13 protein-coding genes and 1 riboswitch are annotated in these 14,620 nt (G+C 72.8%); of the genes, 3 read left to right on the forward strand and 10 right to left on the reverse strand.

The features are described from left to right. Positions 1 to 115 precede the first annotated feature (115 nt). Genes ABD331_RS53045 through ABD331_RS53070 form a run of 6 tightly spaced genes read right to left on the reverse strand, consistent with a single transcriptional unit; the run spans position 116 to position 6,987 of the window. On the reverse strand, positions 116 to 1,063 hold the full coding sequence (locus ABD331_RS53045; protein ID WP_344493841.1) for a DNA polymerase domain-containing protein: 948 nt from the start codon (positions 1,061 to 1,063) through the stop codon (positions 116 to 118). A 42-nt stretch (positions 1,064 to 1,105) separates the two neighbouring features. After that, entirely contained in the window at positions 1,106 to 1,882 is a 777-nt protein-coding gene (locus ABD331_RS53050) for an N-acyl homoserine lactonase family protein (RefSeq protein ID WP_344493843.1), read from the reverse strand. Then, positions 1,875 to 3,353, reverse strand: coding sequence for an FAD-dependent tricarballylate dehydrogenase TcuA (tcuA, locus tag ABD331_RS53055; protein ID WP_344493845.1), 1,479 nt, complete (start codon positions 3,351 to 3,353; stop codon positions 1,875 to 1,877). The genes ABD331_RS53050 and tcuA overlap by 8 nt, the downstream gene beginning before the upstream one ends. 2 nt (positions 3,354 to 3,355) lie before the next feature. Further along, positions 3,356 to 4,246 carry an NAD(P)-dependent oxidoreductase gene (locus tag ABD331_RS53060; RefSeq protein ID WP_344493847.1) on the reverse strand — a complete coding sequence of 297 codons (891 nt, stop codon included), beginning with the start codon at positions 4,244 to 4,246 and terminating at the stop codon, positions 3,356 to 3,358. A gap of 12 nt (positions 4,247 to 4,258) precedes the next feature. Beyond that, complete coding sequence (locus ABD331_RS53065) at positions 4,259 to 5,719, reverse strand: aldehyde dehydrogenase family protein (RefSeq protein WP_344493849.1); 1,461 nt, start codon at positions 5,717 to 5,719, stop codon at positions 4,259 to 4,261. Continuing rightward, complete coding sequence (locus ABD331_RS53070; RefSeq protein ID WP_344493851.1) at positions 5,716 to 6,987, reverse strand: alpha/beta fold hydrolase; 1,272 nt, start codon at positions 6,985 to 6,987, stop codon at positions 5,716 to 5,718. The genes ABD331_RS53065 and ABD331_RS53070 overlap by 4 nt, the downstream gene beginning before the upstream one ends. A 177-nt stretch (positions 6,988 to 7,164) precedes the next feature. Here ABD331_RS53070 and ABD331_RS53075 point away from each other — a divergent pair, with 177 nt between their 5' ends. The 3 genes from ABD331_RS53075 to tenA all read left to right on the forward strand — a co-directional run bounded on the left by ABD331_RS53075 (position 7,165) and on the right by tenA (position 10,047). Beyond that, positions 7,165 to 8,463, forward strand: a complete 1,299-nt coding sequence (locus ABD331_RS53075; protein ID WP_344493853.1) for an MFS transporter — start codon at positions 7,165 to 7,167, stop codon at positions 8,461 to 8,463. A gap of 15 nt (positions 8,464 to 8,478) precedes the next feature. Further along, positions 8,479 to 8,574, forward strand: a riboswitch (TPP riboswitch). Next, entirely contained in the window at positions 8,568 to 9,371 is an 804-nt protein-coding gene (gene thiD, locus ABD331_RS53080; protein ID WP_344493855.1) for a bifunctional hydroxymethylpyrimidine kinase/phosphomethylpyrimidine kinase, read from the forward strand. It overlaps the preceding riboswitch by 7 nt. A 7-nt stretch (positions 9,372 to 9,378) precedes the next feature. Then, positions 9,379 to 10,047, forward strand: a complete 669-nt coding sequence (gene tenA / locus ABD331_RS53085; RefSeq protein ID WP_344493857.1) for a thiaminase II — start codon at positions 9,379 to 9,381, stop codon at positions 10,045 to 10,047. Here the strand turns inward: tenA and ABD331_RS53090 are convergent. The 4 genes from ABD331_RS53090 to ABD331_RS53105 all read right to left on the reverse strand — a co-directional run bounded on the left by ABD331_RS53090 (position 10,033) and on the right by ABD331_RS53105 (position 14,512). Further along, positions 10,033 to 12,159: a carbon starvation CstA family protein gene (locus ABD331_RS53090; RefSeq protein WP_344493859.1), complete on the reverse strand. Its 2,127-nt coding sequence runs from the start codon at positions 12,157 to 12,159 to the stop codon at positions 10,033 to 10,035. The two genes, tenA and ABD331_RS53090, sit on opposite strands and share 15 nt — an antisense overlap. A gap of 3 nt (positions 12,160 to 12,162) precedes the next feature. Then, positions 12,163 to 12,504: a hypothetical protein gene (locus tag ABD331_RS53095; protein WP_344493861.1), complete on the reverse strand. Its 342-nt coding sequence runs from the start codon at positions 12,502 to 12,504 to the stop codon at positions 12,163 to 12,165. Positions 12,505 to 12,617: 113 nt separating this feature from the next. Beyond that, positions 12,618 to 13,268 carry a response regulator gene (locus ABD331_RS53100; RefSeq protein ID WP_344493862.1) on the reverse strand — a complete coding sequence of 217 codons (651 nt, stop codon included), beginning with the start codon at positions 13,266 to 13,268 and terminating at the stop codon, positions 12,618 to 12,620. Further along, positions 13,265 to 14,512, reverse strand: coding sequence for a sensor histidine kinase (locus ABD331_RS53105; RefSeq protein ID WP_344493863.1), 1,248 nt, complete (start codon positions 14,510 to 14,512; stop codon positions 13,265 to 13,267). The genes ABD331_RS53100 and ABD331_RS53105 overlap by 4 nt, the downstream gene beginning before the upstream one ends. Positions 14,513 to 14,620 lie beyond the last annotated feature (108 nt).

A 14,620-nucleotide genomic window follows, 5' to 3' on the forward strand; every position in this document is an offset into this window, starting at 1 on the left:
GTGTCCCCCCATGGGCTGAACGGGAACGCGGCCCTTCCCCCCGATCGACCGCTGCCCGAACTTAACCCGCCGACGAACTAGCGTGAAGACCCACTAATGTGGCAATTTGCGGACATTACTCCGCTCGACGGGCGCGGGCCCGCCGCTTGCCCTCGTGCATCGCCTGTACGCGGGCGACCGGAATCGTGTGCCCCTCCTCCACGAGGTCATCGGGCAGCCGCTGCGGCGCGGGCATCTGCCCGGCCCACGGGTCGGCGTCCTTCAGCAGCCCCGGCGCGGTCCGCACCGTGAAGTCCCGCGGCGACACCGAGCCGAGCTCCGACCACGCCAGCGGGAAGGAGACGGGCACGCCCGGCCTGATGCGCGGGCTGTAGGCGGCGACGACGGTGGCCCCGCCCGCCCTGGTGGAGTCGAGGAACACCTTGCCCTCGCGGTCCTCCCTGATGAACGCGGTGGTCGCCAGCGCCGGGTCGAGCCGCTCGGCCCGCGCCGCCAGCGCCCGGGTGGCCGCCGCCAGGTCGTCCATGGCGGTGCCCGGCACCACGGGCACGAACACGTGCACCCCCTTGGCGCCGCTCGTCTTGACCGCGCCCGCCAGCCCCAGGTCGTCCAGGGCCTGCCGGACCAGCAGCGCGCCGCGCACGGCCAGCGAGAAGGAGTCGTCGTGCTCGGGCGGGTCGAGGTCGAGCACCAGGTGCGTGGCGTGCTCACCGGCGAACAGCGCCGGGTGGTACTCCACCGCCCGCTGGTTGGCGAACCACAGCAGCGTCCGCCGGTCGTCGCACAGCGCGTACGTCACCTGCCTGCGCGACGCCTCCGCCCACATCGACACCGAACGCACCCACTCCGGGGCGTACTTCGGCAGGTTCTTCTGCATGAACGGCGCCTGCCCCGGCCGCACCCTGACGACCGACAGCGGCCGGTCGCGCAGCACCGGGACGATGCGGTCGCTGACGGCGTCGAGGTAGTCGACCAGGTCGCGCTTGGTCGCGTCGGCGCCGTCGAACAGCGGCTGGTCCAGGTTGGTCAGCTCGACCCCGTCACGCGTCTCATCAGCGGCCACCCGCCCTACGATGCCGACACTCGAACGTGTGGTCAACAACCCCTACGCCACCCGCACCGCGTAACCCTCCAGGCCCGGCACGGCCGGATAGCGCTCCAGCACGAGCGGGTCGTGCCCGGCCACGACCAGCTCCGGCGAGCCGGCCAGCTCACGGACCCGGTCGAAGGCGTCGTACATGGCCGGCAGGTCGTTGACGATGCCGTACGGCCGGTCGGCCTCGATGTTGGCGTAGAAGTGGCTGGCGTCCGAGGCGACGACCGCGTACCCCCGGGCGGTGCGCACCCGGACGACCTGCATGCCCGGCGTGTGACCGCCCACGTGGTGCACGCTCAGGCCCGGCAGCAGCTCGTGGTCGCCGTCGAGCTGCCGGACGCGGCCGGTGAAGTTCTCCCGCACCAGGTAGGCGATGTCGCCGGGCTCGGCCAGGTGCGGGTGGTCGCCGCGGTGCGCGTGCGGGCCGGTCCAGAACGCCAGCTCGGCCCGCTGCAGCACGATCCTGGCGTCGGGGAAGTCACGCAGGTGGCCGGTGTGGTCGTAGTGCAGGTGGGTGAGCACCACGTGGCCCACCCCTGCGGCTTCCACGCCCAGGGCGGCCAGGGTGTCCACGGGCGAGCGCAGGTAGTGACGGTTGCCGCGGCGGGCGGCGGTCTCCGCGGTGAAGCCCGCGTCCACCAGCACCACGCCGTGCTCCCCGACGGCCGCCCAGACGTAGTAGTCGATCGGGTAGGGATCGAGGGCGCACGGGTCGTGGCCGTAGAAGTGCTCGCCGCGCACCGAGGCGTCGCGGTGCGCGTACCGGATGGCGTACAGCTCATACACGGGCGGCTCCGGCCGCGTGAGTGCCCGCGCGGCGGCCGAAGACGGTGCCGGAGGTGAGCCCGGAGCCGCCCGGGTAGTTGCCGGAGAACAGGCCGCCGACCAGCTCGCCCGCCGCGTACAGGCCGGGGATGGGCGCGCCGCCGCCGTCGAGGACGCGGGCGTCGGTGTCCACCCGCACCCCGCCGAACGTGAACGTGATGCCGCACGTCACCGCGTACCCGTAGTAGGGCGGCGCGTCGAGCGCGAGCGCCCAGTTCGACTTGGGCGGCTGGACGGCCGCCGCCCTGCCGTCCTTGACCGACGGGTCGAACGGCACGCCGTCGTCGATCGAGGCGTTGAAGCGCGCCACCGTCTCCTCCAGCCCGGCCGGGTCGATGCCCAGCGCGGCGGCCAGCTCCGCCAGGGTGTCCGCCTGAGCGGCGGTGATCGGGTGCGAGTCGTACTCCTCGCTGCGCAGCAGCGGCCTGCTCGTGGCGTCGAAGAGCTGGAAGGCGACGCCGCCCGGCTGGCGGAGAATCTCCCTGCCGTACTTGGCGTAGGTGTAGTTGCGGTAGTCGGCGCCCTCGTCCACGAAGCGGCGGCCCTCGCGGTTGACCACGATGCCGACCGGATAGCTCTGACGGGTGAGCTGGTTGGTGAGAGTGCGGTTGCCGCCGCCGTCGGGGGCGTTGGCGTCCCAGGCGGTGCTGTGGCAGGAGGTCCAGTCGCCGTACGGCTGCGCGCCCGCCGCGATCGCCAGGTCGAGCACCTCGCCGGTGTTCAACGGGTTGCCGCGGATCTTGGCCCGCCGCCACTCCGGCCCCAGATGCCTGGCCCGCCGGTCGGGGTCGGCCTCGAAGCCGCCCGCCGCCAGCACGACCGCCGACGCGCTGACCTCGTGGACGGCGCCGGACGCGTCGCGGTACTCGACGCCCGTCACCCGCTGCCCGTCACGCGGCAGCGCGGTGACCGCCGCGCCGTACCGGATCTCGACGCCCGACGCGAGCGCCGCCTCGGTGTGCCCGGCGATCAGCCCCTTCCCGCCGCCGGACGTGCCGACGACCAGGCCGCCGAAGAAGCGCCAGTGCCCGTCCGACTCGTACGCCTGCCGCTCGTACATCAGCCGCCACCGGATCCCCTTGCCCGCCAGCCACCTGACCGCCTCCGCCGCGTCGCCCACCAGCACATCGGTGAGCACGGGGTCGCAACGGCCGTCGGTCACACGCTTCATGTCGGCCAGGAAGTCCTCGGCCGTGTAGGGCGGCACGTCGGTCGTGGCGTGCCTGGGGTCCTGCTCGATCAGCGGCCGCAGCTCGTCCAGCCCGGAGAAGGGGAAGCGGAAGGCGCCCGCCGTGTAGAAGGAGTTGCCGCCCGCCTCGCCGGCCGCGCCCTTCTCCAGGAGCAGCACGCGGGCGCCGCGCTCGCGCGCGGCGTGGGCGGCGGAGAACCCGGCGTTGCCGCCGCCCACCACGATCACGTCGTACGAGGTCATGCTCACTCCTTCTCCGAGATGGGGCGGCCGGTCCAGTGCTCCCACAGGGTGGCGATCGAGGCGTAGTCCTGGCGGCCCAGCCCGCCGCCGACGGCGATCTCGTACACGCTGTGGCAGGCCTGGATGGCGAACAGCGGGATGCCGGCGTCCTGGGCCAGGGCCAGCGCGAGCGTGGAGTCCTTGCGGGCGGCGGCGGTCGGCATGCCGCCCTCGTAGTCGCCGGGCAGGACGCGCTCCAGGAAGCGGTGGGTGAGCGGGCGGGTGAGCCCGGCCTCGGGGTCGGCCAGCAGCTCGGCGAGCCGCCGCTCGGACACGCCGGTGGCCGCCGCCATCGCGCCGGCCTCGGCCAGCACGACCATGACGGCGTGCGCGACGGCGTTGTTGATGACCTTGGCGGCCATGCCCGCGCCGATCCCGCCGAGCACGAGCTGCCGGGGCGCGAGCGCGTCGAGCAGCGGGCGGGCGCGCGCGACGTCCTCCTCGTCGCCGCCGATGAGCAGCGTGGACGTGCCCGCCGCCATCTGCGCCACGCCGGACAGGATGGCGGCGTCGAGCACGCGGACCCCGTGCGGCGCGCACAGCTCGCGCAGCCGGTGCATGTCGGCCGGGTTGACCGTGCTGGTCTCGACGATCAGCGACCCCGGGCGCATGCCGGGCGCGATCGCGGCGGCGGCCTGCGCCGAGGCGGCCGGGGTCGGCAGCGACAGCACGACCGTCTCCGCCTCGGCGAGGGCCGCGGCGGACTCGGCCGCGGTGACCCCGTCCAGCTCGGCGGCGGTCGCGGTGCGGGCCGGGTCGAGGTCGTAGGCGAGCACGGGGTACGTCTCGCGCAGCCGCCGCGCGATCGCGGACCCCATGTTGCCGAGGCCGCACAGCCCCACTGGTGATCTCATGTGGCGTTCCCTTCAGGTCCGCATGGCGAACGGGTCGGCGGCCCGGCCGGACAGGTCGATCATGACGTTCTTGGTGCGCAGGTACTCCTCCATGGCCTCCTCGCCGCGCTCGCGGCCGTACCCGGACATGCGGGTGCCGCCGAACGGCGCCTGCGCCGCGCTCGCCCGGTAGGTGTTGACCCAGACGGTGCCCGCGACCAGCCGCTTGGCGACCCGGTGGGCGCGGGCCAGGCTGGTGGTCCAGATGCCGGAGGCCAGCCCGAAGTCGCTGTCGTTGGCGATCGCGACGGCCTCCTCCTCGTCGCCGAACGGGATGACGCTCAGCACCGGGCCGAAGATCTCCTCCCTGGCGATCGGCATGCCGTTGTGCACGTCGGCGAAGACGGTCGGCCGGACGAACAGCCCCTGGTCCGGCACCTCCCGCTCGGTGGTGACCCGGCGCGCGCCCGCCTCGTCCCCTGCCGCGATCATCCGCTGGATGCGCTCGTGCTGCGGCGCGTTGGCCACCGGGCCCATCTGGGTGTCCGGCAGCAGCGGGTCGCCCAGTTTGATGGCGTCCGCGCGCCGCGCCAGCTCGTCCACGACCCGCTGGTAGACGGGCCGCTCGACGAGCAGGCGGCTGCCCGCGATGCAGGTCTGGCCGCCCGCGGCGAAGATCCCGGCCATCGCGCCGGCGATCGCGGCGTCGAGGTCGGCGTCGGCGAAGACGAGGTTCGGCGACTTGCCGCCCAGCTCCAGGGTGACGGGGACGAGCGTGCGGGCCGCCGTGGCGGCGATGGCCTGGCCGGTGGCGACGCTGCCGGTGAAGCTGATGCGGCCCAGGCGCGGATCCGCGACCAGGGCGGTGCCCGCCTCGGCGCCGCCGGTCACGATGTTGATCACGCCGGGCGGGAAGCCGGCGCGGTCCACCAAGTCGGCCAGCTCCAGCGTGGTGGCGGAGGCGTGCTCCGACGGTTTGATCACCACGCAGTTGCCGGTGGCCAGCGCGGGGGCGAGCTTGTTGGCCAGGAGCTGCATCGGGGAGTTCCAGGCCGTAACGAGCGCCGCCACGCCCACGGGCTCGCGCAGCGTGTAGTCCAGGGTGTCCGGGTTGTCCAGCGGGATCGTGCGGCCGTACAGCTTGTCCGCGTACCCGGCGAAGAACCGGTAGTTGCGCGCGGCGAACCTGGCCTGCCCGGCGGTCTCCTTCAGCAGCTTGCCGTTGTCGGTGCTCTCCAGGCGGCCCAGCTCGTCGGCGCGCTCCTCGATCAGGTCGGCCAGCCGGTGCATCAGCCGCGCCCGCGCCACGCCCGGCGTCGCCGCCCAGGTGCTCTCGAACGCCTCCGCCGCCGCACTGACCGCCGCGGTCACGTCGGCGGCCGTGGCGTCGGGCACCGTGGCGAACTCCGCCCCCGTGTACGGGCTGACCGCCGCGAGCCTGCGGTCGCCGGTGGCGTCCACCCGCTCGCCGCCGATCAGCATGCGATATCTCATCCGGCCGTCTCCCTCGTCTTGCCGTCGATCTCGTCCAGCGCCCTGAGCAGGTGCCCGGCGAACTCCGCCGGGTTCTCGGCCATCGGGAAGTGGCCGAGCCCCGGCATGGTCCTGAAGACCGCGCCCGGGATGCGCCCGGCCGTCCGCCGGGACATCTCCGGCGTGCACGAGTAGTCGTACTCGCCGGTCAGCATCACCACCGGGCAGCGGGCCGTGTCGATGCGGCCGACCCGGTCGCGGGCGTCCCAGTCGCCGCTGTAGAACAGGATGTCCCCGGCGAACGTGCCGAAGCCGCCCTGGGAGTAGCCCCACCACACCTCGCGCCGGTGCTCCGGCGGGCTCTGCGGGGCCATCAGCCCCTCCACCCATTCCGGCACGAACAGCGTCTGGTTCACCCTCGGGTCGCGGGCCCAGCCGACCTGCCTGCCCGGCACGTGGTCGGCGGCCTCGCAGGCCACGACGCCGCCGAGCCTGTCAGGGTGGCGCAGGGCCAGCTCCAGGCAGATCTCGCCGCCCATCGAGCAGCCGACCACGATCGGGTCGTCGAGGTTCAGTGCCTCGATCACGGCCATGATCGTGGCCACGTAGCGGTCGGTGTCCAGCGCGTACGCGCCGGGGTGCTCGCTCGGCGGGCCGCCGGAGCGTCCGTGCCAGGGCAGGTCGAAGGCGACCAGGTGGCAGCGCTCCGTCAGGCGGTCGTCGTTCATGAGGTGGTGGAACTGGCGGGCGTCGGCGCCCGCGGTGTGCAGGAGGAGCACGTCGCGGCCGGTGCCCGCGTGCTCGTAGAACAGCCGCACGGGCTCCTGGCCCACCTCGGCCCACAGGTAACGCCCCTCGATGCGATCCACCCGCGCCGCCGCCGAAGCTGCGGGCGGCGCGGTCGGCGCGGGCGGCGCGGGTGGTGGGCCCGCGATGACCGCGCGGCCGATCTCCAGCACCCGCCGCACCAGGTGGGCGTGCTGGGCGAAGCACACCTCGTCGCCGGTGACGGCGGTGCCGGGGACGCGCATGAGCATCCCGAAGAGGTGGTGGTGCGGCGGCCGGGGCTCGGCCGAGAAGAACTCCCGCCACGCCTCGGGGTCGGCGGCCACCTCGAAGTCGGTCCGCCGGGCGGCGCCGACCGGCCTTCCGTCGTGGAAGCCGAACGTCACCGCCTCGTCCCCGGCCCTGATGCCGAAACCGACCTCGCCGCGGCAGCCCAGTGCCGCCAGCGCGGTGTCGGCCGCGCAGGCCGCGTGCCAGTCGTCGGCCCGCTCCGCCAGCCTCACGGTCACCTCCTCAAGTGCGATGTATACCGTTGAATACGGAGATATCCACTCTTCGGGGTTCGTGTCAACCACAGCGGCCAACCATTGACAATATCGGGATACCGTTGCATACACTCGCTCCTCACACGCTCCGGCACCCCACCGTGCGGCCGGGTGCAAGGCAGAGAGGCAGCGCCTGTGACCCCCCAGAACCAGCAACCGATCAGGCAGGTCGTGCTCGCCAGCTTCATCGGCACCACCATCGAGTGGTACGACTTCTTCATCTACGGCACGGCCGCCGCACTGATCTTCAACCAACTCTTCTTCCCGACGTTCTCCGACGTCGCCGGCACGCTCGCCGCCTTCGCGGTCTTCGGCGCCGGCTTCGTGGTCCGCCCGCTGGGCGGGATCGTCTTCGGCCACTTCGGCGACCGGCTCGGCCGCAAGTCGATGCTGGTCCTGAGCCTGTTCATCATGGGCGCGGCCACGTTCCTGATCGGCCTGCTGCCCACCTACGACTCACTCGGCGTGCTCGCGCCCGTCCTGCTGGTCGTGCTGCGGCTGCTGCAGGGCTTCGCGGTCGGCGGCGAGTGGGGCGGGGCCGTGCTGATGGCGGTCGAGCACTCGCCCGAGAACCGGCGCGGCTACCACGGGAGCTGGCCGCAGTCCGGCGCGCCCGCCGGGCTGGTGCTCGCCTCGGCCGCGTTCGCGCTGGTCTCGCTGCTGCCCAAGGACGACTTCCTGAGCTGGGGCTGGCGGGTGCCGTTCCTGTGCAGCGTGGCGCTGCTGCTGGTCGGCCTGGTGATCCGGCTGCGGCTGGCGGAGACGCCCGACTTCGAGAAGGTCAAGCAGTCGGGCGGGCCGGCGCGGCTGCCGGTCGTCGAGGCCATCCGCCGCCACCCGAAGAACCTGCTGCTGGCCTTCGGCGCCTGCATCGCGCCCTTCCTGCAGTTCTACCTGTTCGGCACGTACATCCTCACCTACGCCACCACCGAGCTGAAGATGGAGCGCGGCACGGTGCTGCTCATCGTCTCCATCGCCGCCGCCCTGGAGGTGATCACGATCCCGGCGTTCGCGGCGCTGTCGGACCGGATCGGCCGCCGCAAGGTGTTCCTGGGCGGCACCATCGCCTTCATCCTGTACGCCTACCCGTTCTTCCTGCTCATCGACACGGGCTCGCCGCTCGTGCTGGGCCTGGCCACGATCCTCGGCCTGTCGGTCATCCACCCCGCCATGTACGGGCCGCTCGCCGCCCTGTTCGCCGACATGTTCAGCGCCCGCGTCCGCTACAGCGGCGCCTCGCTCGGCTACCAGATCGGCGGCATGCTCGGCGGCGGCTTCGCGCCGGTGATCCTGACCTCGCTGCAGGCGGCGGCGGGCAGCGCCATCGCCGGCATCCCGCCCTACATGATCGCGGCCGGGCTGATCACCATCGTCGCCACCTATCTGGCCACCCGCGCCGCCACCACCCGGGAGGCCCACGCCGTCGAGGTCTGAGCGCCTGTTATTGTGGCCGATGACGCGGGGTGCCCGGAGGGCCGGGCTGAGATCACACCCGTCGAACCTGATCTAGTTCGGACTAGCGAAGGGACGTCACGGCCGTGAGCGCTGTTCCCAAAGTCCTGTCCATCGCGGGCACCGATCCCAGCGGCGGCGCCGGGATCCAGGCTGACCTGAAGACCTTCTCGGCGCTCGGCGCGTACGGCATGACCGTCGTCACCGCGCTGGTCGCGCAGACCACCACCGGCGTCACCGGCATCCACGAGGTGCCGGCCGCGTTCGTGGCCGAGCAGCTCGACACCCTGCTGACCGACGTGCCCGCCGACGCCGTGAAGATCGGCATGCTCGGCAACGCGGCGCTGATCAAGGCGGTGGCGGCGGCGCTCGACACCTACCGGCCCGCCTACGTCGTGCTCGACCCGGTCATGGTGGCCAAGAGCGGCGACCGGCTGCTGCCCGCCGACGCGGTGGCGGCGCTGCGCGAGACGCTGCTGCCCCGCGTCGACCTGATCACCCCCAACCTGCCGGAGGCGGCCGACCTGCTCGGCGAGGAGCCGGCCGGGAGCCTGGCCGCGATGCACGGGCAGGCGGCGCGGCTGCGGGCGCTGGGCGCGCGGCAGGTGCTGCTCAAGGGCGGCCACCTCGACGGCGACACCTGCGTGGACGTGCTGGCGACGCCGGAGGGCACGATCGAGCTGGCCGCGCCCCGCGTGAACACGAAGAACACGCACGGCACGGGCTGCACGCTGTCGTCGGCCATCGCGGCGCTGCGCCCCCGGCACGACGACTGGGCGGGCGCGGTGCGGGCGGCCAAGACCTACCTGACCGAGGCGCTGCGCGCGGCCGACAGCCTGCACGTCGGCTCGGGCCACGGCCCCGTCCACCACTTCCACGCGATCTGGTAGGGGCGGCATGTTCTGCGACGACGTCTGGCAGCGCACGGCCGAGCTGATGCGCGCCATCCACGAGCACCCCTTCATCACCGCACTCGGCGACGGCACCCTCGACCGCGACCGGTTCGGGTTCTACATGGTGCAGGACGCCCGCTACCTGGAGGCGTTCGCCAAGGTGCTGGCCACCGCCTCGGTGCGGGCCGCCGCCCCGGACGACGCGGCGTTCTGGGCGCGGAGCGCGCACACGGCGCTGGCGGCCGAGCGCCTGCTGCACGCCGGGTACATCGAGGAGCTCGACGCCTCGGGGCCGACCTCGCCGACCTGCCTGGCGTACGCGTCGTATCTGCAGGCCACCGCGCTGAGCGCGCCCTACCCGGAGATCGTGGCGGCGGTGCTGCCGTGCTTCTGGATCTACCAGGACGTCGGCGCCGCCCTGCTGAAGCGGGCCGGCGACACCGGCGGCCACCCGTACGGCAAGTGGATCTCCACCTACGCCGACCCCGGCTTCGCGGCCTCCGTCGAGCAGGCCAAGGCCATCGCCGACCGGCTCGCCGCCGCCGCGGGGCCGGACACCCGCGAGGCGATGGCGCGGGCGTACTGCCGGGCGGCGGCGTACGAGTGGATGTTCTGGGACAGCGCGTGGCGGCGCGAGACCTGGCCGACGGAGCGGTGGCTAACCGCTCGATGAGGACGCCTTCGCCATCGCCTCCTTCTCCTCCTTGGTGGCGATGAGCCCGGCCGGGGCGTAGATCTTGGACTCCTCGAACGGCGCCTCCGTGCTCGGCAGCGGCTCCCGCACCCTGATCGCCTTGAACCAGACGCGGGCGGCGTCGAGGATCACCACGATGATCAGGACCGCGAACAGCGCCGCCAGGATGCCGTCCACGGTGGAGTTGACCACGATCTGCTGCATCGCGCCGGTCGACTTGGCGGGAGGGAGGATCCGCCCCTGGTCGAGCGCGGCCTGGTAGCGGTCGCGCTGGGCGAAGAAGCCGAGCGTCGGGTCGGGCGAGAACACCTTCTGGTAGCTGGCGGTCAGCGTGACAGCCGCGTCCCAGGCCAGCGGCACGCCCGTCACCCAGGCCCATTTGAGCCGCCCGCTCTTGATCAGCAGGGTCGTGGCCACGGTGAGCGCCACGGCGGCCAGGAGCTGATTGGCGATGCCGAACAGCGGGAAGAGCTGGTTGATGCCGCCGAGCGGGTCGTTGACGCCCTGGTAGAGGAAGTATCCCCAGGCGGCCACGACCACGGCGCTGGTCACCACCAGCCCTGGCCACCAGCTCACCCGCGAGATCGGCTTCCACAGGTTGCCCAGCGTGTCCTGGAGCATGAACCGGCCCACCCGCGTGCCGGCGTCCACGGTGGTGAGGATGAACAGCGCCTCGAACATGATCGCGAAGTGGTACCAGAACGCCTGCAGCCCCGCGCCGCCGAGGAAGCCGGAGAAGATCTGCGAGATGCCCACGGCCAGCGTGGGCGCGCCGCCCGTCCTGGCGATCAGCGTCTCCTCCTGCACGGCCGCCGCGGCGGCCTGCAGATCCTGCGGCGTGATGACGAAGCCCATGTTGGTGACCGCCTCGGCGGCGGTCTGGACGGTCGGGCCGAGCACCCCCGCCGGGGAGTTCATCGCGAAGTAGAGCCCGGGGGTCAGCACGCAGGCCGCGGTGATCGCCATGACCGCCACGAACGACTCCATCAGCATGGAGCCGTAGCCGATCATGCGGACCTGGGTCTCCTTCTGGATCATCTTGGGCGTCGTGCCGGACGAGATCAGCGAGTGGAACCCGGACAGCGCCCCGCAGGCGATGATGATGAACACGAACGGGAACAGCGACCCGGCGAAGACCGGCCCCTTGCCGGTGAAGGCGAACTCGGTGAAGGCCGTGGTCTGCAGCGGCGGCGCGGTGATCGCGATGCCGATGGCGATCAGCACGATGGTGCCGATCTTCATGAACGTCGACAGGTAGTCGCGCGGCGCGAGCAGCATCCACACGGGCAGCACGGCCGCGACGAACCCGTACGCGATCAGCCACAGCGCCAGCGCCGACGGGCTCAGCGTGAAGAACGGCGCCCAGCTCGACTCCTGCACCCAGCCGCCCGCCACGATCGACAGGATCAGCAGCGCGACCCCGATGACCGTGACCTCGACGACCCGGCCGGGCCGCAGCACCCGCAGGTAGAAGCCCATGAACAGGGCGATCGGGATCGTCATCGCGATGGAGAAGACGCCCCACGGCGACTGCGCCAGCGCGTTCACCACGACCAGCGCCAGCACGGCCAGCAGGATGATCATAATGGCGAAGACCGCGATGAGCGCCGCCGCCCCGCCGACCGGGCCGATCTCCTCGCGGGCCATCTGCCCGAGGCTCCTGCCGTTGCGGCGCATGGAGAAGAACAGGATCACCATGTCCTGCACCGCGCCGGCGAAGATCACGCCGGCGATGATCCAGATGGTGCCCGGCAGGTAGCCCATCTGGGCCGCCAGCACAGGCCCGACCAGCGGCCCCGCCCCGGCGATCGCGGCGAAGTGGTGGCCGAACAGAATTCGGCGGTCGGTCGGCTGGTAGTCGATGCCGTTGTCGAGCCGCTCCGCCGGGGTGGCTCTGCGGTCGTCGGCACGCAGCACCTTGCGCACGATGAAGCGGGCATAGAACCGGTAGGCGATGGCGTACGAGCCGAGCGCGGCGCACAGCAGCCACACCGCGTTGACGTTCTCGCCCCTGGACAGGGCGAGCACCGCCCACCCCACGGCGCCGACGAGCGCCACCGCCGTCCAGATGATGATGGAACGCAGCTTCACCGGTTACCTCCTGTGAAGAGGGCCATATAGAGGGCGCCCCAGGCAGCAGCGCAGACCGGCGTCCGGCGGCAGATCGGAGGTGAAGCGCCGCCAGCGCCACAGCGGGCGGCAGTCGATCGTCACGGGGAGGCCGGTGAGGTGCAGCCAGGCGATGGGATGGGCGTACACCGGCTCGGACTGGCTCAGCGGGCGGGCCCGCCTGGGCAGCCTGGCTCGGCTCAACGCCCTGACCGAGAACTCCCCCGCGTCCGCGCAGCAGAGGCCGGTGACGTGCCAGTCGAAGAAGACCACTTCTCCGTCGCGGAGGGCTTCACGGGCCGCGGGAGTGAGCGTGATACGGGACATCCGGGGCTCCTGAAGATCAGGCAGCTCAGAATTAACGTGACCCTTACCCAGGGTGATCGCCGCTGAAACGGCGGAAGCGTCCCCCGATATCCCCGGAAGGCGCTTCCTCTCGTCTAGGGCAGTAGGCGGCTCTCCCAGGCCCAGGCGACGATCTCGACCCGGTTGCGGATCCCCAGCTTGGTCATCACGGCCGACACGTGGCCCTTCACCGTGCTCAGCGAGATGCGCAGCTCCGCGGCGATCTCCTGATTGGTGCGCCCCCTGGCGACGGCCCGGACGACCTCGGTCTCGCGCTCCGACAGCGCCGGGGAGGGGGCGCGGGCGGTTCGCCGCGTGGTGGCCGTGAGGTGGCGCAGGAGGCGGAGTGTGATCGACGGTGAGATCAGCGCGTCGCCGGCGTGCGCGGCCCTGACCGCCTCGACGAGCAGCTCGGGGCCCGCGTCCTTCAGTACGAAGCCGGCCGCGCCGCCCCTGAGGGCGCCGTAGACGTACTCGTCGAGGTCGAACGTGGTGACCACGATCACCCGGAGCGGGTCGCGGACGTCCGGTCCGGCCAGGGCGGCGGTGACCTCGATGCCGTCGAGGCGGGGCATCTGCACGTCCACCAGGCAGACGTCGGGGCGCAGCCTGCGGGCCACGGCGACCGCCTCCGCGCCGTCGGCGGCCTCGGCGATCACCCGGATGTCGGGCTGGTCCTCCAGGATGAGGCGCAGGCAGCTCCGGATCATGGGCTGGTCGTCGGCCAGCAGCACGCTGATGCTCACCGCCGCCCGCCCAGGGTGCCGTCATGCGGCGTCTCCCTCGCGCCGCCCGCCTCCGGCCGCGTCCTCGGCGCGACGCCCGTCTCCGGCCGCGTCCTCGGCGCGACGCCCGTCTCCGGCCGCGTCCTCCGCGCGGCGGCTCGCTCGGGCAAGGGCAGCGTGGCGCGCACCGTCCATCCGCCCCCGGCGCGCGGGCCCGCCGACAGGGCGCCGCCGAGCGCCTCGGCCCGCTCCCACATCCCGACCAGCCCGAAGCCGCCCCCCGACCGCGCCCAGAGCTTCCGCTCGCCGTGCGGAGGCGGCGGCGCGTCGTCCGTCACCTCCACGACCACCTGCCCTTCCCCCTGCGTGACGCTGACGACGATCTCCCCAGCGCCGGGCGCGTGACGGGACACGTTGGTCAGCGACTCCTGGACCACCCGGTAGACGGTCCCGGCCACCTCGGACGGCCACGCCGGCTCCCCATCGGGCAGCCGCAACGACACGGGAGGCCCGCTAAACTGCCCGACCAGCTCCCCCAGCCGCTCGGCGGGCCCGAACGCCGCCGGCCTGCCGCGCTCACGCAACAGCCCGACCACCCGCCGGGTGGCGGCCAGCGCGTCGGACCCGGCGGCCTCGATGTCGGCGAGCGACCCGGCGACCCGTTCGGGGTCCTTGCGGGCGACGAGCCGCGCGGCCTGCGCCTGGAGCACGACGCAGGTGACGTGGTGGGCGACGACGTCGTGCAGCTCCCTGGCCAGCTCCAGCCGTTCGGCGTGGCGTACGCGATCGGCGACGGCGGCCCGGCGGGCGGCGAGCAGCCGGGGCCCCAGCCCGCCCGCGACGGCGGCCAGCCAGGCGGCGAGGTTCAGTATCAGGACGCCGAGGTGCGGCGAGCCGGAGAGCTGGCTGCCGAGGGCGACCGCGAGCCCGCCTGCCCCGGCACCGGCGGCCTGCGGCACCGGGAGCCTCCTGAGTGCGGAGCCCACCAGCACGGACAGCCCGAGTGCCAGCCCAGGCCCCGGCTCGGCGGGCAGGTCGGCCAGCCGGACGACCGCGATGGCCACCGCCGCGACCGCCATCCCGGCGACGGCCGTCCACAGCGGGGCGCGGCGGCGTACCAAGGCGAGCAGGCACACCACCGCGCCCGCCGCGCAGCCGAACACCCAGTAGCCGCCGCCCCAGCTGTCCACGATCCGGTGGCTCCAGACGGCGAGCACCACCGCGCACGCGACGCCGAGTCCGGCGGCCTCCCACCGCTCCCGCATGCCTCCACGCTAGGAGCCGGGGCGCGGGCGCAGTACCGGCCGAAAGTATGAACTCCAGGGGCGTTTTACACCATGGACAACATTCCGTCACGTTGTTACGTTCGACCC

Origin of the sequence: Nonomuraea monospora, assembly GCF_039531895.1 — a bacterium.
Lineage (GTDB): Bacteria > Actinomycetota > Actinomycetes > Streptosporangiales > Streptosporangiaceae > Nonomuraea > Nonomuraea monospora.